General features: G+C 68.9%; 17 protein-coding genes. 8 read left to right on the top strand and 9 right to left on the bottom strand.

The window, feature by feature from the left end; all coding sequences use genetic code 11:
- Nucleotides 1-16 precede the first annotated feature (16 nt).
- The gene (locus H7V21_RS12465; protein WP_188054061.1) at nucleotides 17-949 is read right to left on the bottom strand and encodes an L-threonylcarbamoyladenylate synthase; all 933 of its coding nucleotides are present in this window, start codon (nucleotides 947-949) and stop codon (nucleotides 17-19) included.
- A 70-nt stretch (nucleotides 950-1,019) separates the two neighbouring features.
- Here H7V21_RS12465 and H7V21_RS12460 point away from each other — a divergent pair, with 70 nt between their 5' ends.
- Nucleotides 1,020-2,723 (top strand): acyl-CoA dehydrogenase, encoded by a 1,704-nt coding sequence (locus H7V21_RS12460; protein ID WP_188054060.1) that lies wholly within the window; start codon nucleotides 1,020-1,022, stop codon nucleotides 2,721-2,723.
- Between the two features lie 49 nt (nucleotides 2,724-2,772).
- On the opposite strand, the gene H7V21_RS12455 is transcribed toward H7V21_RS12460, so the two are convergent.
- From H7V21_RS12455 to H7V21_RS12445, 3 genes are all read right to left on the bottom strand, one after another.
- Nucleotides 2,773-4,332 (bottom strand): hypothetical protein, encoded by a 1,560-nt coding sequence (locus H7V21_RS12455; protein ID WP_188054059.1) that lies wholly within the window; start codon nucleotides 4,330-4,332, stop codon nucleotides 2,773-2,775.
- A 148-nt stretch (nucleotides 4,333-4,480) separates the two neighbouring features.
- On the bottom strand, nucleotides 4,481-4,843 hold the full coding sequence (locus H7V21_RS12450) for a GntR family transcriptional regulator (protein WP_188054058.1): 363 nt from the start codon (nucleotides 4,841-4,843) through the stop codon (nucleotides 4,481-4,483).
- 55 nt (nucleotides 4,844-4,898) lie between these two features.
- Complete coding sequence (locus tag H7V21_RS12445; protein ID WP_188054057.1) at nucleotides 4,899-5,480, bottom strand: nitroreductase; 582 nt, start codon at nucleotides 5,478-5,480, stop codon at nucleotides 4,899-4,901.
- Between the two features lie 127 nt (nucleotides 5,481-5,607).
- Between H7V21_RS12445 and H7V21_RS12440 the strand changes: the two genes are divergently transcribed.
- Both H7V21_RS12440 and H7V21_RS12435 read left to right on the top strand, forming a co-directional pair.
- A complete protein-coding gene (locus tag H7V21_RS12440; protein WP_188054056.1) occupies nucleotides 5,608-7,287 on the top strand; it encodes a peptide MFS transporter in 1,680 nt (559 codons plus the stop codon).
- Between the two features lie 19 nt (nucleotides 7,288-7,306).
- Nucleotides 7,307-7,999 carry an NnrU family protein gene (locus tag H7V21_RS12435; protein ID WP_188054055.1) on the top strand — a complete coding sequence of 231 codons (693 nt, stop codon included), beginning with the start codon at nucleotides 7,307-7,309 and terminating at the stop codon, nucleotides 7,997-7,999.
- Here H7V21_RS12435 and H7V21_RS12430 read toward each other — a convergent pair.
- On the bottom strand, nucleotides 7,996-8,241 hold the full coding sequence (locus H7V21_RS12430) for a DUF5818 domain-containing protein (protein ID WP_188054054.1): 246 nt from the start codon (nucleotides 8,239-8,241) through the stop codon (nucleotides 7,996-7,998). The two genes, H7V21_RS12435 and H7V21_RS12430, sit on opposite strands and share 4 nt — an antisense overlap.
- 44 nt (nucleotides 8,242-8,285) lie before the next feature.
- Nucleotides 8,286-10,223 carry an acetate--CoA ligase gene (gene acs, locus H7V21_RS12425; RefSeq protein ID WP_188054053.1) on the bottom strand — a complete coding sequence of 646 codons (1,938 nt, stop codon included), beginning with the start codon at nucleotides 10,221-10,223 and terminating at the stop codon, nucleotides 8,286-8,288.
- A 166-nt stretch (nucleotides 10,224-10,389) separates the two neighbouring features.
- Here acs and H7V21_RS12420 point away from each other — a divergent pair, with 166 nt between their 5' ends.
- From H7V21_RS12420 to H7V21_RS12405, 4 genes are read left to right on the top strand one after another with little or no spacing between them, the layout of a single operon-like run.
- A complete protein-coding gene (locus tag H7V21_RS12420; protein WP_188054052.1) occupies nucleotides 10,390-11,877 on the top strand; it encodes an efflux transporter outer membrane subunit in 1,488 nt (495 codons plus the stop codon).
- Nucleotides 11,877-13,211 carry an efflux RND transporter periplasmic adaptor subunit gene (locus H7V21_RS12415; RefSeq protein ID WP_188054051.1) on the top strand — a complete coding sequence of 445 codons (1,335 nt, stop codon included), beginning with the start codon at nucleotides 11,877-11,879 and terminating at the stop codon, nucleotides 13,209-13,211. The genes H7V21_RS12420 and H7V21_RS12415 overlap by 1 nt, the downstream gene beginning before the upstream one ends.
- Nucleotides 13,204-13,926, top strand: coding sequence for an ABC transporter ATP-binding protein (locus tag H7V21_RS12410; protein WP_188054050.1), 723 nt, complete (start codon nucleotides 13,204-13,206; stop codon nucleotides 13,924-13,926). The genes H7V21_RS12415 and H7V21_RS12410 overlap by 8 nt, the downstream gene beginning before the upstream one ends.
- Complete coding sequence (locus H7V21_RS12405) at nucleotides 13,927-15,135, top strand: ABC transporter permease (RefSeq protein ID WP_188054049.1); 1,209 nt, start codon at nucleotides 13,927-13,929, stop codon at nucleotides 15,133-15,135.
- 13 nt (nucleotides 15,136-15,148) lie between these two features.
- Here H7V21_RS12405 and H7V21_RS12400 read toward each other — a convergent pair whose 3' ends face one another.
- The 3 genes from H7V21_RS12400 to H7V21_RS12390 are packed head-to-tail and all read right to left on the bottom strand — an operon-like array spanning nucleotide 15,149 to nucleotide 17,475.
- Entirely contained in the window at nucleotides 15,149-16,009 is an 861-nt protein-coding gene (locus tag H7V21_RS12400) for a DMT family transporter (protein WP_188054048.1), read from the bottom strand.
- A complete protein-coding gene (locus H7V21_RS12395) occupies nucleotides 16,002-16,574 on the bottom strand; it encodes a nucleotidyltransferase family protein (RefSeq protein ID WP_188054047.1) in 573 nt (190 codons plus the stop codon). The genes H7V21_RS12400 and H7V21_RS12395 overlap by 8 nt, the downstream gene beginning before the upstream one ends.
- Entirely contained in the window at nucleotides 16,561-17,475 is a 915-nt protein-coding gene (locus H7V21_RS12390) for an XdhC family protein (RefSeq protein WP_188054046.1), read from the bottom strand. Before H7V21_RS12390 ends, H7V21_RS12395 begins: the two co-directional genes overlap by 14 nt.
- A 63-nt stretch (nucleotides 17,476-17,538) precedes the next feature.
- Between H7V21_RS12390 and H7V21_RS12385 the strand changes: the two genes are divergently transcribed.
- Nucleotides 17,539-18,624, top strand: coding sequence for a glycerophosphodiester phosphodiesterase (locus H7V21_RS12385; RefSeq protein WP_188054045.1), 1,086 nt, complete (start codon nucleotides 17,539-17,541; stop codon nucleotides 18,622-18,624).
- Nucleotides 18,625-18,631 lie beyond the last annotated feature (7 nt).

The following is an 18,631-nucleotide window of genomic DNA, read 5'->3' as shown; positions in this document are numbered from 1 at the left end:
CCGCGGCCGGGGCGGGTCAGTCGCGATGCGCGGCCCGCCGCAGCCGGTCATTGATCGCGGCGCCGATGCCGGCCTCCGGCACCGGCGCCACGGCGATCGCAGGTGCCGGGCTGGCGTCGGCGCGGTGAAGCAGGTCGAACAGCCGTGCCGCCGCCTCGAGCGGATCGCCCGCGGCGGAGAGAGTCTCGTCGCCTGCGATCGAACCAAAGCCGATCAGCCACTCGCCCTCGCGGCGCTCGGTCGCTTCGAGCCGCAGCGGCTTGGCCGGCGCATAATGGCTGGCGAGCTGCCCCGGCGCCACGGGAGCGCCCTTCGCGACCGCCGTGTCGAACGGTCCGGCGACGGCGACGATCTCCGCTGCCGTCACTGGCCCCTCGCGCAGCAGCCCCATGCCGTCGAGCAGCGTGACGATCGTCGATTCCACGCCGCGCGGCGTCGCTCCGTCGTCGATCACGACCGGAATGCGCCCGCCGAGGCTGGCCACCACATGCTCGGCGCGGGTCGGGCTGATCCGCCCGCTTGCATTGGCCGAAGGCGCGGCGAGCGGACGCACGGTGGCTTCGAGCAATGCCTGCATCGCACGGTGCGCGGGAACGCGGATCGCCACACTCTGCAACCCCGCGGTCACCAGCGTGCTCAGCCCCGCTTCGGGGCGCAGCGGCAGCACGAGCGTGAGCGGGCCCGGCCAGAAGGCATCGGCGAGCGCACGCGCGCGATCGTCGAACCGCGCCAGCCGTTCGGCCGCCTCGCGATCCGCGACATGGACGATCAGCGGGTTGAACGCCGGCCTGCCCTTCGCCGCATAGACTTGTGCGACCGCATGCGATTCGGTTGCGTCCGCGGCGAGTCCATAGACGGTCTCGGTCGGCACCGCGACGCAGCCGCCCGCGAGGATCAGTTCGGCGGCTTCGGCGACCGCCGCGCTGCCGTAGGGTAAGGTGCGGGTCACCGTTCTGGAATTTGTCGTGCTCACCCTGCTGGGGCTATAGCCGCGCGAAACCGCCGACAAGAGAGGACCGATGAGCTTCACGCCCCCCGTCGCCGAGCAGCGCTTCGTGCTCGATCATATCGCCCGGATCGGCGACCTCGCCGAGAACGCGCGCTTTGCCGACGCCACGCCCGACATGGTCGAGGCGGTGCTCGAGGGCATCGGTGCCTTCGCAGCAGGCGAATGGGCGCCGCTCGACCGGCGGGGCGACGAGATCGGCGCCAAATGGACCGAGGACGGCGTCGTCATGCCCGAAGGTTTCCGCGAAGCCTATCAGGCCTATGTTGACAATGGCTGGGGCACGATCAGCTCGCCCACCGAATATGGCGGCCAGGGACTGCCGGTGAGCCTTACCGCGGCGGTGCTGGAGACGCTGGGCGCAGCGAACATGGGATTCGCGCTCGCGCCGATCCTCACCGTGGGCGCGATCGAGGCGCTGATGCACCACGGCAGCCCCGAGCAGCAGGCGAAGTATCTTCCAAAGCTCGCGACCGGCGAATGGACCGGCACGATGAACCTCACCGAGCCGCAGGCGGGAAGCGATGTCGGCGCGGTGAAGACCAAGGCCGAGCCGCGCGGCGACGGAAAGTGGTCGATCAGCGGCACCAAGATCTACATCAGCTTCGGCGACCATGACCTGACCGACAACATCGTCCACCTCGTGCTCGCGCGCACGCCCGATGCGCCGCCGGGCACGAAGGGGCTGTCGCTGTTCCTCGTCCCCAAGTTCCGCGTGAACGAGGACGGCAGCATCGGCGCGGCGAACGACGTGAAGGTCGTTTCGATCGAGCACAAGATGGGGCTCCACGCCTCGCCCACCTGCGTCCTGAGCTTCGGCGACGAGGGCGAATGCGTCGGCGAGCTGATCGGGCCCGAGTTCGGCGGGATCGCGGCGATGTTCACGATGATGAACAACGCGCGGCTCAACGTGGGGCTGGAAGGCGTGCAGGCCGCCGAGCGCGCGACTCAGCGCGCGGTCGATTATGCGCGCGACCGGATGCAGGGCGCGCGCAACAAGGAAGCGGTCGCGATCGTCGAGCATCCCGACGTGCGCCGCATGCTGATGCGGATGAAGGCGCAGACGATGGCGGCGCGCGCGCTGGTCTATTACGCCTTCGGCCAGCTCGACCGCGCGGGGCTGGGCGACGGCGACGCGAAGAAGCGGCTCGACCTGCTCACACCGCTGGCCAAGGCGCACGGCACCGATATCGGCAGCGAGGTCTCCGACCTCGGCATCCAGGTGCATGGCGGGATGGGGTTCGTCGAGGAAACCGGCGCGGCGCAGCATTATCGCGACAGCCGCGTGTTCCGCATCTACGAAGGCACCAACGGCATTCAGGCCGCCGATCTCGTCGGCCGCAAGCTCTCGATGGACGGCGGCGCGACTCTGTTCGCGCTGATCGACGACATGCGCGGCGAGACGCGGGACCAGGGGCTGCTCGCACTGATCGACGCGTGCGAGGAAATCGGCCGCAAGCTGCTGGACGCAGACGCCGACGATCGGCTGGCGGCGAGCTACCCCTTCCTCACGATGCTGTCGGTCGCGGTATGCGGCTGGCTGCTCGAGCGGCAGGACCGCGCCGTCGAGGGCGATGGGGCGTTCGCGGCGATGAAGCGCGCAGCGGTCGCTTTCTACCTCGGCCAGATCGTACCGGAGGCGCTGGGACTGAAAGCCGCGGCGAGCGCGCGTGCGCAGGTGCTTTATTCGATCGGCGCGGAGGCATTCGCCGCCTGACGCTTTCGATGCGGCGGCAGCGGGAATTGCGCCGCCGCCGCACCGGGGTTCACTGCGTGCCGACCGGCCCGGGCGTGGGGCGCGGATTGGGCACGCGCGAGGAAATCGCCCACATCGAATCCACCTTTACGATCCCGTCGAAGATCGCGTTGCGCTGGTCGAACACCGCCAGCGCGTCGGGTCCCCCCTCCAGCTGATAGCTCACGCGATCCGCGCGAATATCGGACCAGGCGGCGCGATGGTGGCAGTTCATGCAATTGGTCTCGATCGGGTGCGCCGCCGCGAGCTCGATGTACGGATTGTAGGCGACCGGCCACCGGGTGCCGCCCGGTGCCATTGTAGTGCCGTAGGTCTCGGTCATCAGATAGTGGCGCCACGGTCCCAGCGCGTTCGGCAGCGCCGGGCGATCGGCGGCATAGGGCCCTGCGTCGGGCCGGTCGTGCCACCAAAAGGACTGGAAGGTCCAGGCGCGCTGCTCCTTGGTCATCGCATGCATCGCGATCAGCACCAGCTGGTCGCCCTGGCGAAAGCGCTTGCCATAGGCCCACCAGGCGGAGGCATCGAGCAGCGCGCGATCGCACGCGCCAAGCGCCGCCAGATCGGGGGTGTAGCGATAGAAGCGGCCGGTGCCGACGACCGGCATGTCGGGATAACGGCTAGGGCCCATCGCGGCGCCGTTCAGCGTCACGCCGTTGAGCTGCAGCGCACCCGAGATACGCCTCCCCTCGCTTGCGGGATCGGTCGTCACCGCCACTGCGCGTGGCCACATGTCGTGCACTTCGAACCCGGCATAGCGATCATGGTCGCTGTCCGGCCCGTCCCAGATCGGCAGCGCGCTCACGCCGTCCTGCGGCACCGGCCACATCATCGGCTTGAGCACGATCGATCCGGCCGGCATCTCGGGCATCTCGGCCTGCCCCGTCGCGCTCGCCGGCTGAAGTCCGCGCAGCGTCGCCGTCCTGTACAAGCCGCGCGAGCGAATCCAGTCATAGGCGTCGCGATTGTAGATCACGCCCGCGATCATGATGTCGCCGTTGCTCTGAAACACCGCTCCGTCGGTCAGCCCGGCGGGGGTTTCGCCCTGCGCGGGCACGATGCACTGGCGATAGGCGGGATCGTTCAGGATCGCGGCGGGCAGCTGATATTGCGGAGTCGCTCTGAAATTAATCGGTTCGCCGTGTTTCGCCCGGATCGCATTGAGCGAGCGGACCTGACCGGTCGCGGCGCGTGTGGCGGTGGCGGGCGCGGCGCCCACCGGCGCGGGCGTGGGCACAGTCGCGCCGGCAAATGCCTGGGTGGAGGTGCACCAGCTGCGCCACACCGCCTCGCCGTCGGGGTCGGGCGCGGTGTTCATCGCCGCGAAGAGGCTCCAGCCGTGCTCGCGGATCGCGCGTGTGTCGCGCCGTTCCACCCAGCCGGCCACCGTCGCCTCACGCGCCGGATAGCCATAGCCGGATGGCATCGCGAGCGGATCGACGCACACCGACATGTCGGACGTGACTTGGCTTGCCGAAGATGCCGGACGGTGCATGCATGCCGCGAGTGCGAACAACGCACTGCTGCCTGCCAAAGCTGCCGTGCCCGCAAGAAGTGCACGCTGCTGTTTCATGACAACCTCCCCCCAAGGTTGCCTGCGAGACTACTCGGATTTTCCGATGAGCGCCAGCGACGACTGCACCGATACGGCGCGACCGCGAAGAATGTGCTTCAGCCTTATCGAAACTGCGGAGAAAGGATTGCTACCGCCCGCGCGCGCCTCAGGCGGTTTCGCGATCGCTCTCGATCAGCTCGCGCGCGTCGAGCCCCAGCAGCGCGATGTGGTCGCGAATCCGCGGCCAATAGCCGTTGAGGAACCGCTCGCGCTCGGCGATGCGCAGCCGCTCGACCGCGCCGGGGAGCACGAACATGCCAACGCCGCGACGCACCTCGACATAGCCGTCGTCCTGAAAGCTCTGATAGGCTTTCGCCACCGTCAGGGGATTGGCGCCATGCTCGGCCGCAAGCGCGCGAACCGAAGGCAGCTGGTCACCCGCGCGATACTCGCCGCGCAGGATCGCCGCGGCGATGCTCGCCCGCAGCTTCAGATAAACCGGAGAATCGTCGTGCTCGAGCGCTGTCATGCTGCCTTAATACAGCAACCGTTCGGGCAGTCCAGTCCCAATGGCCCCAGCGGGATCAAGGCTCCCAGACGGAAAATGTGCGCTCGGTGATGCCTCGCGGCCGTTCCTGCAGCGGCCGCGCGGGCGTGCCGAAGAAGAGGAAGCCCGCGATCCGCTCCGGCGCCGCGCCGAAAAGGTCGCGCACGCGCTCGGAATAGGCCGCCCAGCCGGTCAGCCATCCCCCGGCGAAGCCCAGCGCGTGGCCGGCGTGGAGCAGGTTCATGCACGCCGCCCCGGCCGAAAGCTCCTGCTCCCACAGCGGGATCTTATGTTCCGGATCGGGCGCGGAAAGCACCACGACCAGCGCCGGCGCCTGTTCGGCGAATTCGCGCGCCGCGGCCAGTTCGCGGTCGCTTGCCTCCGGCTTGTCGGCGGCGAGCGCCTCGGCCATCCGCTCGGCAAGCGCGGCACGCGCTTCCTGCGGCACGATCACGAAACGCCACGGAGCCAGCTTGCCATGATCGGGCGTGCGCGCCGCCAGCGCAGTCATCGCGCGAAGCTGCAGCAGATCGGGGCCGGGCTCCACCAGCTCGCGCGGCTTGCCCGAACGGCGCGTGGCGAGCAGCGCGAGCGGCGAACTGCGATCGTTGAATGCCATTTGCGCGGCCTAGCAAGCGAGTGACGACGCAACAACCGGCTTCACACCGCGAATTTCGGCGCTAGGCTGCGCGCTTTCGGGCCAAGGCCCGCCACGGAATGCGCCTGAAGGCGAAGAGGGGAGTTGCATGGGGTTCAAGGATGTAGCGCTCTGGCAGGAGGGCGACTGGATCGCGGCGATCGGCGCCACGGTCCTCGCGATATTCCTCATCGGCGGCGCCTTCGCCGTCACGCGGCCGCAGGCGGAAGTCGGCGGGCATCCCAAGGGCCTCTACGTCCTGTTCTTCGCCGAAATGTGGGAGCGCTTCTCCTACTACGGCATGCGCGCGCTGCTGATCTTCTACCTCACCCAGCATTGGCTGTTCGACGACAGCCGATCCAACCTGATCTACGGCGCCTATGTCAGCCTGGTGTACATCACTCCGGTGCTGGGCGGCTATCTGGCCGACCGCTATCTCGGCCATCGCAAGGCGGTGCTGTTCGGCGCGGTCCTGATCACCATCGGCCACGCGCTGATGACGATCGAGGGCACCGGCGGGCAGGACGACGCGACGATCAACGTCTTCTGGCTGGCGCTCAGCTTCATCATCGTCGGCACCGGCTTTCTGAAGGCCAATATCTCGGTGATGGTCGGCCAGCTCTATCCGCGCACCGACGTGCGCCGCGACGGCGCCTACACGATCTTCTACATCGGCATTAACCTGGGCGCGGCGATCGGCGTGATCCTGGCCGGCTATCTCGGCCAGACGGTGGGCTGGAGCTACGGCTTCGGCGCGGCGGGCGTCGGCATGCTGCTCGGCCTGATCGTCTTCTATTTCGGCAAGCCGCTGCTCAGCAGGGCGAGCGAGCCGCCGAGCGCGGCAAAGCTGAAGCAGAAGGTGGCCGGCATCAATTTCGAGCTGTTGCTCTATGTGATCGCCTTCGCGGCGGTGGCGCTGATGTGGGTGCTGATCCAGTATCAGTCGGTCGTCGGCTGGCTGATGCTGATCGCGGGCGCAGGGCTGCTCGCCTATGTCGGCTATGAGGCGACCAAGCTCGACAGGCATGCGCGCGACCGCATCTTCGCGATCATCTTCCTGCTCGTGCTCCAGCCGGTGTTCTGGGGTCTGTTCGAACAGGCGGGCGGCTCGCTCAACCTGTTCACCGATCGGTTCGTCGATCGCGAGGGCGTTCCCGCATCGCTGTTCCAGTCGATCAACGCGATCTTCATCATGCTCATGGGCCCGGTGTTCGCGGCACTCTGGATCTTCCTCGGCAAGCGGGGGATGGAGCCGTCGACTCCGTTCAAGTTCGGCCTTGCGATCATTCAGGTCGGGCTCGGCTTCCTCGTGTTCGTCTGGGGCGCGAACGCCGTCGGTCCGGGCGTGCTGGTGCCGGTGTTCCTCGTGTTCGCGATCTATTTCCTCCACACCACCGGCGAGCTCTGCCTTTCGCCGGTCGGCCTCTCGGCGATGAACCGGCTCGCGCCGGCGCAGCTCGCCGGGCTCATCATGGGTGCATGGTTCTTCGCCACCGCGGGCGGTAATTTCGTCGCCGGCATGATCGGCGCGGCGACCGGCGGCGAGGAAGGCGAGATGACTCGCGAGATGACGCTCTCGGTGTACAGCAACATCGGCTGGTTCGCGGTCGGCGTCGGCGTGCTCGTCCTGCTCGTCTCGCCGCTGGTCAAGAAGCTGATGCACCTCGACACGCTGACCGACGACGTCGACCATGCGATGGAAGGCCAGCGCGAGCTGGGCGAGCCCGCCGCCGCCGGCGTGGGCGATGCGTCCGACATGGACGAAGAGACGCGGGGCACGCGCCACTGAGCCTGACCGGGAGGGGGAAATGGAGTCGCTGATCGCCGCCAGTATCGCGTTCGTCGGATCCCATTTCCTCCTCTCGCACCCGCTGCGAGCGCCGATCGTCGGGCGGATCGGCGAGGGGCCGTTCCTTGGCCTCTACGCGCTCGTCGCGTTCGCTACCCTCGGCTGGATGGCGCATGCCTATGCGACGGTGGAGCCGCAGCCGCCGCTCTGGCCGGTCGGCGACGTGCTTTGGGCGATCGTCTCCGCCGTGATGCTGCTCGCCGCGGTCCTGTTCGTCGGCTCGCTGCGCGGCAATCCCGCGCTCCCCGATCCGTCGGGCCGCTCACGAGCAGTGCCGAAGCCGCGCGGCGTCTTCGCGATCACCCGGCACCCGATGATGTGGAGCTTCGCGCTTTGGGCGCTGGCGCATGCCGCGGTGTTTCCGATCGCGGCCAATCTCGTGCTCACCGCGGCTATCCTGATTCTCGCGCTGGTCGGCGCCGCGCTCCAGGATTCGAAGAAGCGTCGCCTTCAGCCCGAATTCTGGCCGCGCTGGCAAAGCGTGACGTCCTTCTGGCCGTTCGTCGCGATCAGCCGCGGCCGCGCGCAATCCGCCGCCGCCTGGCCGGGTGCGGTCGCCACGCTGGGCGGCCTCGCACTGTGGCTCGCTGCCACCTGGGCGCATATTCCGCTCAGCGGGTGGGAAGCCGGCATCTGGCGCTGGCTGGGCTAGCCGCCGCGAACCTGCGCCGCATCGGCGATCGCCTCGACCTCCAGCGTCCCGCATTCCAGCAACCTGCCCGTCAGGACAACGCGCTTCTCGACCTGATCGACGGGCGTGCGCCTCAGAAGCAGCGCCAGCTTCCCGCCATGGTCGCACCGCAGCACGAAGCCGCCGGTCTCACGGACCAGCGTACCCGTTTCGCGCACGCGCGCGCCGGAAGCGGCGGATCGGGAGTCGGGCAGTTCGGTCATCGCCGGGTCAACGACAGCGGGCGCGTCGGGTTGCGTCCGCCGCTTCAGACCACCCGGTTCGCGACCAGATCGTCGACCACCGCCGGATCGGCGAGAGTCGACGTGTCGCCCAGGTTCGACGTGTCGCCCTCGGCGATCTTGCGCAGGATGCGGCGCATGATCTTGCCCGAGCGTGTCTTCGGCAGTCCCGGCGCGAACTGCACCGCGTCGGGCGTCGCGACCGGTCCGATCTCGGTTCGCACCCATTGGCGGAGTTCGCTGCGCAGCTCCTCGCTCGCCTCGGTGCCGGCGTTCAGCGTCACATAGGCATAGATGCCCTGCCCCTTCACTTCGTGCGGCATGCCGACGACCGCGGCCTCGGCGACCTTGGGGTGCAGCACCAGCGCGGATTCGACTTCGGCCGTCCCCATGCGATGGCCGGAAACGTTGATCACATCATCGACGCGGCCGGTGATCCAGTAATAGCCGTCCTCGTCCCGGCGACAGCCGTCGCTGGTGAAATACTTGCCGGGATAGGTGGTGAAATAGGTCTCGAAGAAGCGCGCATGGTCGTTCCACACCGTGCGCATCTGCCCCGGCCAGCTGCGCGCGATCACCAGATTGCCCTCGGTCGCCCCGTGCAGGACATTGCCTTCGGCATCGACGATCTGCGGGTCGACTCCCGGCATCGGCCGGGTCGCGCTGCCCGGCTTCAGGTCGGTCGCGCCGGGAAGCGGAGCGATCATCGCGCCGCCGGTTTCGGTCTGCCACCAGGTGTCGATGATCGGGCAGCGGCGCTCGCCCACTACCTCGTGATACCAGCGCCATGCCTCGGGATTGATCGGCTCGCCCACCGTACCGAGCAGCCGCAGCGAGGCCCGGCTCGTCGCTCTCACCGGCGCATCGCCCTCCGCCATCAGCGCACGCAACGCAGTCGGCGCAGTGAACAGCGTGTTGACCCGGTGCTTGTCGACCACCTGCCAGATGCGGCTCGCATCGGGCCAGTTGGGCACGCCTTCGTACATCACCGTCGTCGCGCCGTTGGCGAGCGGACCGTAGAGGATATAGCTGTGACCGGTCACCCAGCCGATATCGGCCGCGCACCAGAAAACCTCACCCTGACGATAGTCGAAGCACAGCTCGTGGGTCAGGCTGGCCCAGAGCAGGTAACCGCCGGAGGTGTGCAGCACGCCCTTGGGCTTGCCGGTCGAGCCGCTGGTGTAGAGGATGAACAGCGGATCCTCGGCCCGCATCGGCTCGGCCGGGCAGTCGTCGGAAACCTCCGCGGCCGCTTCGTGGTACCAGATGTCGCGGCCCGTCTGCATGGGCACGTCGGCGCCAGTCGCCTTCACCACGATCACGGTCTTCAGTGCGGGCGCGCGCTCGGCGGCCGCATCGACGTTCGCCTTCAGCGGAATCCGCTTCCCGCCGCGCCGGCCCCCGTCGGCGGTGATGCAGAAGGCGCTGTCGCAGTCGGTGATCCGTCCCGCCAGCGCCTCGGGTGAGAAACCGCCGAACACCACCGAGTGGATCGCGCCGATCCGCGCGCAGGCGAGCACCGCGAACGCCGCCTCGGGGATCATCGGCATGTAGATCGTCACGCGATCGCCCTTCTGTACTCCCTGTGCCTTGAGTACATTGGCGAAGCGGCAGACTTCGCGGTGCAGCTCGAGATAGGCGTAGCGCCTGGCCGGCTCGGCGGGATCGTCCGGCTCCCAGATGATCGCAGGTGCGGCCGAGCGCTCGGCGAGATGGCGGTCGATGCAATTGGCGGCGACGTTCAGCTTGCCATCGGCGAACCAGCTGATGTGAAAATCCTCTTCGTCGAACGACCAGTCGCCGGCCAGTTCGGGCCGCTTGATCCAGTCGAGCCGCCGCGCCTGCTCGAGCCAGAAGCTGCCGGGATCGGCGATCGAGCGGCCGTAAAGGGTCTCGTATCCCGCCGCATCGAATCTAGCGCGCCGCGCCCATTCCTCCGGTACCCGATAGACGCTCTCGCTCATTCTCGGCCCTCCATGCGATCCGCCAGCTCCATGCCGAACCGGCGGGGGGCGATGCAAGCGGCGACCGCGCGAAACGCTACGGAATACTTCCGCAAGCGACTCGTCGATACAGTTTGCGACACTTTTCGGGTTTACCCAGCCGCTGTACTATCTATGTAAGCCACTCATGGCCTCGTTCCGATCCACGCTCCTGCTGTTCTGCGCACTGCCGCTCGCCGGCTGCGTGCAGGGACCGGACTATCGCCCGGTTCCGCCTTCGCAGCTCGGCGTTCCCGAAAGCTATTCGGTTCCCGCCACCGAAGCGGTGCGCGCCGATGTCGTCCGATGGTGGACCAGTTTCGACGATCCGGTGCTGGCGAGCCTGATCGAGCGCGGTCTGCTCTCCAATCTCGATATCGGCCAGGCCGTGTTCCGGCTGGTGCAGGCGCGCGAGGCGCTGGTCCAGAACCGCGCGGCGCTGTTTCCCACGGTTTCCGCGTCGGCCGGCAGCTCGCGCAGCGAGTCGCTCGCGGGCGGCTCGACCACGGTCACTCTGCCCGACGGCACCGTCACTTCCTTCTCCCAGGGCGGCAGCACCAGCTTCTCGCTCGGCGCCGACGCCAGCTATCAGGTGCCGATCTTCGGCGGCACGATCCGCAGCGTTGAAGCCGCGCGCGCGCAATATGCCGCCGCCGGCTTCGACCTGGCGACCGTGCAGCGTTCGATCGAAGCGGAGATCGCGCGCAACTATGTCCAGCTCCGGCTGATCCAGCGCCAGATCGACAATGCCCGCCGCTCGCTGTTGCTTCAGGACGACAATCTCGAAATCGCCGGCTTCCGCGTGCAGGCGGGCCTCGTCTCCTCGCTCGATTCCGAACAGGCGCGGGCCCAGCGCGCGCAGACGGCGGCGATCCTCCCCTCGCTCGAAGCGAGCTACAATGCGGCGGTCTCGCGTCTCGCGGTGCTGCTCGGCCTGCCGCCCGGTGCGCTCAAGGACGAGCTTGCGGAGCAGCAGCCGATTCCCGAAGGGCCCGAGACGGTCGCGGTCGGCATCCCCGCCGAGACGCTGCGCCAGCGCCCTGACGTGCTGAGCGCCGAGCGCAGCCTCGCCGCCGCGACGGCGCAGATCGGCGTCGCCCAGGCCCAGCTCTATCCCGCGCTCGCGATCGGCGGCAGCATCACGAGCGGCGCCGATGCGCTCGATGCGATCGGCGACACGATCACCGGCCGGCTGTTCGCCAACATCGCGCAGACGATCTTCGACGCCGGCCGCACGCGCGCGCAGGTCCGCTCGGCCGAGGCCGCGACTCAGGCCGCTTTCCTCGGCTATCGCCAGACCATTCTGCAGGCGCTCGAGGAAGTGGAGACTGCGCTGGTCGCGCTGCGCACCGCGCAGGAGCGCGAGCGCCAGTTCCGCATCGCGCTCGAAGCGGCGGAGAATACCGCGATTCTCTCGCGCAGCCAGTATCGCACCGGCCTGACCGACTTCTTCACACTCAACCAGGCCGAAGCGCAGCTGCTCTCGGCCGGCAACAGCCTCGCCCAGGCGCGCGCCGATCAGGCGACCGCGCTCGTCCAGCTCTATCTCGCGATGGGCGGCGGCTGGGATGCCGGCGTCGTTCCCGTGGCGCCGGAGGAACTGCCGCCTCCTCCCCCAACCAGTCAGGACCGCTGATGGCCGACCCGCACGACGAAAATCTCGACGAGTTCCTCGGCGCGAAGAAGCGTCCGTGGTGGCGGCGCTATCTCAAATGGATCATCGTCGGCGCCGTTGTAGTGGTGCTCGGGCTGCTGCTGTCGCGCTGTTTCGCGCCCGCGCCGCCGCCCAGCTACGCCACAGCGGAGGTCACGCGCGGCACGCTCAACGTCACGGTCTCGGCGACCGGCAAGCTCGCGCCGACCAACCAGGTGCAGGTCGGATCCGAACTGTCGGGCCTCGTCGAGCGCGTGCTCGTCGAAGTGAATGATCGGGTGACGCGCGGCCAGCCGCTCGCAGTGCTCGATACGTCGCGGCTCGATGATGCCATCACTCAGAGCCAGGCGAGCCTCAACGCCAATATCGCGCAAGTGGCGCAGGCGCAGGCGACGCTCGAAGAGGCGCAGGCCCAGCTCGCCCGGCTCCAGGAGGTCGAACGGCTCTCCGGCGGGCGCGTCCCGTCGGACACCGAGATGCAGGCGGCGGAGGCGGCGGTCGCGCGCGCGCGCGCCAATTTGCGCGCGGCGCAGGCGAATGTCGTCTCCGCGCGCGCCTCGCTCTCTTCGAACCAGACTCAGCGCTACAAGGCGATCATCCGTTCGCCGGTGAACGGCGTCGTCCTTGCGCGCCAGATCGACGAGGGCCAGACCGTTGCCGCGTCGTTCAACACGCCGACTCTGTTCGTGATCGCCGAAGACCTCACCACGATGGAACTGCAGGTCGCGATCGACGAGGCGGACGTCGGCGAAGTGAAGGAGGGCCAGCGCGCCACCTTCACCGTCGACGCCTTCCCCGGCCGCACCTTCCCCGCGACGATCGAGCGAGTCGATCTCGGCTCCAATCTGTCCGCGCAGAGCGCGACCAGCAGCACCGCCTCGAGCGCGACCGGGTCGCAGGTCGTCTCCTATGCCGCGACGTTGAGCGTCGCGAATCCGGACGGCATCCTCCGCCCGGGCATGACGGCCACCGCGACGATCAACGTCGACGAGCGCGAGCAGGCACTGCTGGTTCCGAACGGCGCGTTGCGCTTCACCCCGCCCGCCGCGGGCGGCGGCGAAGCCAAGAGCGGCGGCTTCAAGATGCAGTTCGGCCCCGATCAGGCCGAGCAGCAGAAGGGCATCGGCGAGGGCAGCCGCCAGACCATCTACGTTCTCGGAGAGGACGGACAGCCGCAGCCGGTGCAGGTCGTGACCGGCGCCAGCGACGGCAGCCGCACCGAAGTGCGCGGCGAGGAACTGCGCGCCGGGATGCAAGTGATCGTCGGCGTCCGTTCGGGCGCAGCGGCGGCGGCGGCGGAAGATCCGAATGGCTGAGCCGCTGATCCGGCTCGATCGGGTCACCAAGACCTTCGGCGAGGGGCCGACTGCCTTTCAGGCGCTGAAGGGAGTCGATCTCGAGATCGAGCGCGGTGACTTCGTGGCGGTGATGGGAGCCTCGGGTTCGGGCAAGTCGACGACGATGAACATCCTCGGCTGCCTGGACGTGCCGACCGGTGGATCCTACCGCTTCCGCGGCGTCAGCGTCGAACGGCTTGGCCGCGACCAGCGCGCGCTGCTTCGCCGCCGCTATCTCGGCTTCGTGTTCCAGGGCTTCAATCTGCTCGCCCGCACCAGCGCGCTGGAGAATGTCGAGCTCCCGCTCATCTATCGCGGCGAGAGCCGCGCGGAGCGCAACCGCATGGCGATGGCCGCGCTCGACAAGGTGGGGCTCGCGCCCTGGGCCGATCACACTCCCGCCGAGCTGTCGGGCGGTCAGCAGCAGCGCGTCGCGATCGCCCGCGCGATCGTCACCGAGCCCGATGTGCTGCTCGCCGACGAGCCGACCGGCAATCTCGACAGCGAACGTTCGGTGGAGATCATGGAGCTGCTCTCCGGGCTCAATCGCGACAGCGGCATCACCGTGCTGATGGTCACGCACGAGCCCGAGATGGCCGAATTCGCGCGCACCATCGTCCATTTCAAGGACGGTCTGGTCGAGCGGGTCGAGCGCACGCCCGGCCGCGCGCCGGCCCACGCCGAGGCGCGCTGAATGTTCTTCACCACGCTCATCCTGTCGCTGCGCGAGATTCGCCGCCATCTGATGCGCTCGTTCCTGACGACGCTCGGGATCATCATCGGCGTTTTCGCCGTGATCACCATGGTCACGCTGGGCAACGGCATTTCGGCCTCGGTGCAGGAATCGATCAGCTCGCTGGGCACGAACACGCTCACCATCTTCCCCAGCTCGGGCCTGGGTCGTGGCGGCGGAGCGCCGCCGCCGCAGTTCGAGCAGGACGACATCACTGCGATCCGCGAACAGATCGGCGGCGTCTCCTCGGTCGCGGGGCAGGCTTCGTCCTCCGCGCTGGCCGTGCGCAACGCGCAGAACTGGCAGACGACGATCACGGGCACGAGCAACGAATATTTCGCGGCCGAGAATCTGACCGTCGCCGATGGCCGCAGCTTCACGCCGGCCGAGGAAAGCGCAGGCAAGGCGGTCTGCGTGATCGGCAGCGAGCTGAAGAACACGCTGTTCCAGGACGTGCCCTCCGCCGTGGGCGAACGCTTCCGGCTGGGCAGCGTCAGCTGCGAAGTCGTCGGCGTGCTCGAGGAAAAGGACGCGGCAGGGTTCGGCGGCGATCCCAACAACACGGTCGTCATGCCGATCAAGGCGGTGCAGCGCCGCTTCACCGGCAACCAGCAGGTTCGCGCGATCATCGTCGCCGTCGAGGAAGGCTTCGACACCGCGGCCGTGCAGCAGTCGATCACCGAGCTGATGCGCGAGCGGCGACGGCTCGCTCCCGGCCAGCCCGATAATTTCCGCATCTTCGATACCGCGCAATTCTCGGCCACGCTCACCCAGCAGACGCAGCAGATGACGATGTTCGTCGCGGCCATCGCCGCGGTCAGCCTGCTCGTCGGCGGCATCGGTATCATGAACATCATGCTGGTGTCGGTCACCGAGCGCACGCGCGAGATCGGCATCCGGCTCGCGATCGGCGCGCTCGGCAAGGAAGTGCTGCTCCAGTTCCTCGTCGAAGCGGTCGCGCTGTCGTGCCTGGGCGGGCTGATCGGCATCGTGATCGCCTTCTTCGCCTCCTGGGGGCTGTCGAACGTGCTCGACCTGCCGTTCGTCTTCGATCCGACGATCAACATCCTCAGCTTCGCCATCTCGGCGCTGATCGGCGTGGTGTTCGGCTATTTCCCGGCGCGGCGCGCGGCGCGGCTCAATCCGATCGACGCGCTCCGCCACGAATAGGGAGGGTCGCCGCTCAGCCGGCGATCTGCAGCAGCACCAGCCCGGCGGCGAGCACCAGCGCCGCCGCCAGCCGCCGCCCGCCGAAGCCTTCAGCGAGGAACCGGCTGCCGAACAGCGCCGCCCATACCACTGCCGTTTCGCGCAGTGCGGAGACCTTCGCCGCCTCGATCAGCGACATCGCATAGAGCGCGGCGCCGAACGACAGGATCGACAGCGCCCCCGCCGTCACGCCGTAACGCCATTTGGTCGCAATCGCCGCACCCAATGCCCGCCGCCGCAGTGCCAGCGCCGCGATCGACACACCGATCCAGTCGAGCAGGAACAGCCAGACGATATAGGTCGCCGGCTGCGGCGCAGTGCGCACGCCATGCGCATCGGCGATATTGTACAGCGCGACGCCCACCCCCGTGCCGAGCGCCCACAGGATCGCCGCCGCATCGGGATGCTGCGCGAGCGAGTCTCCGCCTGTGGGGCGCACGAACCGCGCGACCGCTCCGGTCGCGAGCACCAGCCCCGCCCAGCCGGCAAGGCTCAGATGCTCGCCGAGCAGCGCCACTCCGGCGATCGCGGTCAGCAACGGCGCGCCGCCGCGCATGATCGGGAATACCAGCGACAGATCGCCGCGCTGCATCGCCTGGACGAGGCAGAATTGGTAGAGGAGGTGCGCCGGTATCGCGCGCGCCAGCGCCTGCCATGTCGCCGCATCGGGCGGCGCGACGAAGAAGGCGGCGGGGAGGATCAGCAGCGCCGCGCTCGCCGAAAGGATCGCGCGGCCGACCAGAATGTCGGTGCCCATCTTCACCGCGAGGTTGGCGAACGCCAGCGTCACTGCCGAGCAGAGCCCGAGCACGACGGCCAGCGCCGCGTCAGACATGGGGCAGCTGCGCCAGGTCCTCGGGCGTATCGACGTCGATCAGCGTGCCGGGCGGGGTCAGCAGCAGCCGGCCGCGGCGGATCAGGTCGCGTGCCCCCCGATCCCCCTCCAGCGCTTCGAGCGCATCGAAATGATCGCGGCCGAACAGCGCGGGCGGGCGCGGCGCATCGCCTTCGCTCGACGCCAGAAGCGTGCCGCTTCCGCGCGCCTCGTCCAGCATCCGCAGCACATGATGGCGCGTCACGCGCGGCATGTCGGCGAGCGCGACCAGCACCGCCTCGGCGCCCGCCGCGCGCGCCGCCGCCACGCCCAGCGCCAGCGAGCGCGCCTGCCCTGCCTCGGGCGCAGCATTGCGCACGACGCTGAAGCCCCGCGCCGCGAAATCGACCTTCGTGTCGGAAACGACTGCGATCCGCGCGCCGAACGGCATCGGCGCCAGCGCCTCCACGACGTGCAGCGCCAGCGGCGTGCCGCCCAGCGGATGCGCCAGCTTGTCGCCGTCGCCGAACCGCCGCGAGCGCCCCGCCGCGAGCAGCACCAGCGCGACGCTCTCAGCGCGGATCACGAAAGCGCTTCACCATCGACGCGGCGATCGAAAGCGCGATCTCGGCCGGGCCGATCGCGCCGAGCGCAAGCCCCGCCGGCCCCTCGACTCGCGCGAGATCGTCCTGCGCCACGCCGGCCGCCGCGAGCCGTTCGAGCCGCGCGGCATGGCTTTTGCGCGATCCCAGCGCGGCGACATAGCCGGCGGGCGCGGCCAGCGCCGCGATCAGCGCGGCATCGTCGATCTTCGGATCGTGGCTCAGCGTGACGACCGCCGTCGCCGGATCGGGCGCCAGCGCGGCGACTGCCTCGTCGGGCCAGCGATCGTCGAGCTCCGCGCCCGGAAACCGCTCGCGCGTGAGGAACCGGCCGCGCGGATCGATCACGACGGTGCGGATGCCGAGTTCGCGCGCCAGTCCGGCCAGCGCCTGCGCGATCTGCACGGCTCCGACGATCAGCAGCCGGCGCGGCGGCGCATAGCGGTTGACGAATGCGCCTTCGCTGCCTGCCGCGCTGCGCCCGCTGGCGAGGTCGGTCGCCACCTCGAACGCCTGTCCGGCCGCGCGCGCCCGCGCGATGTCGTCGAACAGCGCGGGGGGAAAGCCCGTCGGCGAAACCGGCTGCACGAGCACCGCGATCTCGCCGCCGCAGGGCAGCCCGACTTCCCAGGCATCGGCATCGGCGACGCCATAGCGCTTCACCACCGCCGGTGCGCCGGCGATCACTTCGGCGGCGGTCTGGAGGATGTCGCCTTCGACGCAGCCGCCCGACACCGATCCCTCGAACCGGCCGTCGGCGTGGACCAGCAGGTGGCTTCCCCTCGGCCGCGGCGCCGATCCCCAGGTCGAAACCACCGTCGCCAGCGCCATGGGCGCGCCCGCCCAGTCGCGGGCGGCGGCAAGGACGCTGTCGTTTTCTGCCAAGACTGCCTCGTTTCCGTCATCCACCGCGGCTACTGCCGCCCCTGCTATCGGGTGGAGGACGGAATGGCGAGATCGATCGTGTCGCGGCTGGCGGTCGCCGGGCTGGCGGTGTTGCTGGCATCGGGGTGCCAGAGCGTGCAGGAGCGGCCGATGACTGCGACCATGCCCGACCAGCGCCCCCTCGTCATCGCCCATCGCGGCGCGAGCGGCGAGCGGCCCGAGCACACGCTGCTCGCCTATGAACTGGCGATCGATCAGGGCGCCGACTTCATCGAGCCCGATCTGGTCGCGACCAGGGACGGCGTGCTGGTCGCGCGGCACGAGAACAATATCGCCGACACCACCGATGTCGCCGATCATCCCGAATTCGCCGACCGGCGCACGACGAAGGAAATCGACGGCACGCCCCAGACCGGCTGGTTCACCGAGGATTTCACGCTCGCCGAGCTGCGCACACTGCGCGCCCGCGAGCGGCTGCCCCAGCTCCGCACCGGCAACACCGCTTATGACGGTCAGGCCGTGATCCCGACGTTCGCCGAAGTCGTCGCGCTGGCGCAGCGCCGTTCGGCCGAGCTCGGCCGCACGATCGGCGTCTATCCCGAAACCAAGCACCCGAGCTATTTCGCGCGCATCGGCCTGCCGCTCGAGGAGAAGCTGCTCGCCGTGCTGCGCGACGCCGGCTGGGACCGCGCCGATGCGCCGGTGTTCATCCAGTCGTTCGAAGTCGGCAATCTCGTCGCGCTCGACCGGGTCACCGGGGTCCGACTGGTCCAGCTGATGGCGCGCGCGGGCGGCCCGGCGGACGATCCCGCCGCCAGCTATGCCGCGATGGCCACGCCCGAGGGGCTGCGCGCCATTGCCGCCTATGCCGATGGAGTCGGCCCGGAAAAGGCGCTGATCCTCCCCGAATGGGATGCGCCCACCGCGTTCGTCGATCATGCGCATGCCGCCGGGCTCGAAGTCCATCCCTGGACCTTCCGCGCCGAGAATCTGTTCCTGCCCGCGCCGCTGCGCAGCGGTTCCGATCCCGCCGCGCACGGCGATCTTCAGGCGGAGATCGCGCGTTTCCTCGAACTCGGCGTCGATGGTTTCTTCACGGATTTTCCGTATCAGGGTGTCCGGGCACGCGCTGCGGCGCCGGCGCGATAGGAGCTTT

This window comes from Sphingosinithalassobacter sp. CS137, assembly GCF_014334115.1.
In the GTDB taxonomy this organism is placed as follows: Bacteria; Pseudomonadota; Alphaproteobacteria; order Sphingomonadales; family Sphingomonadaceae; genus Sphingomonas.
The sequence above is the reverse complement of the archived record's forward strand: the minus strand, read 5'-3'. Positions and strand labels throughout refer to the sequence as shown.

Excerpts from the sequence above, each read along its gene's own strand:
- H7V21_RS12440 (WP_188054056.1), top strand. The coding sequence starts at position 5,608 with ATGGGGTTCAAGGATGTAGCGCTCTGGCAGGAGGGCGACTGGATCGCG.
- H7V21_RS12410 (WP_188054050.1), top strand. The coding sequence starts at position 13,204 with ATGGCTGAGCCGCTGATCCGGCTCGATCGGGTCACCAAGACCTTCGGC.
- H7V21_RS12385 (WP_188054045.1), top strand. The coding sequence starts at position 17,539 with ATGGCGAGATCGATCGTGTCGCGGCTGGCGGTCGCCGGGCTGGCGGTG.
- H7V21_RS12400 (WP_188054048.1), bottom strand. The coding sequence starts at position 16,009 with ATGTCTGACGCGGCGCTGGCCGTCGTGCTCGGGCTCTGCTCGGCAGTG.
- H7V21_RS12455 (WP_188054059.1), bottom strand. The coding sequence starts at position 4,332 with ATGAAACAGCAGCGTGCACTTCTTGCGGGCACGGCAGCTTTGGCAGGC.
- H7V21_RS12405 (WP_188054049.1), top strand. The coding sequence starts at position 13,927 with ATGTTCTTCACCACGCTCATCCTGTCGCTGCGCGAGATTCGCCGCCAT.
- acs (WP_188054053.1), bottom strand. The coding sequence starts at position 10,223 with ATGAGCGAGAGCGTCTATCGGGTACCGGAGGAATGGGCGCGGCGCGCT.
- H7V21_RS12430 (WP_188054054.1), bottom strand. The coding sequence starts at position 8,241 with ATGACCGAACTGCCCGACTCCCGATCCGCCGCTTCCGGCGCGCGCGTG.
- H7V21_RS12435 (WP_188054055.1), top strand. The coding sequence starts at position 7,307 with ATGGAGTCGCTGATCGCCGCCAGTATCGCGTTCGTCGGATCCCATTTC.
- H7V21_RS12415 (WP_188054051.1), top strand. The coding sequence starts at position 11,877 with ATGGCCGACCCGCACGACGAAAATCTCGACGAGTTCCTCGGCGCGAAG.
- H7V21_RS12460 (WP_188054060.1), top strand. The coding sequence starts at position 1,020 with ATGAGCTTCACGCCCCCCGTCGCCGAGCAGCGCTTCGTGCTCGATCAT.
- H7V21_RS12445 (WP_188054057.1), bottom strand. The coding sequence starts at position 5,480 with ATGGCATTCAACGATCGCAGTTCGCCGCTCGCGCTGCTCGCCACGCGC.
- H7V21_RS12420 (WP_188054052.1), top strand. The coding sequence starts at position 10,390 with ATGGCCTCGTTCCGATCCACGCTCCTGCTGTTCTGCGCACTGCCGCTC.
- H7V21_RS12450 (WP_188054058.1), bottom strand. The coding sequence starts at position 4,843 with ATGACAGCGCTCGAGCACGACGATTCTCCGGTTTATCTGAAGCTGCGG.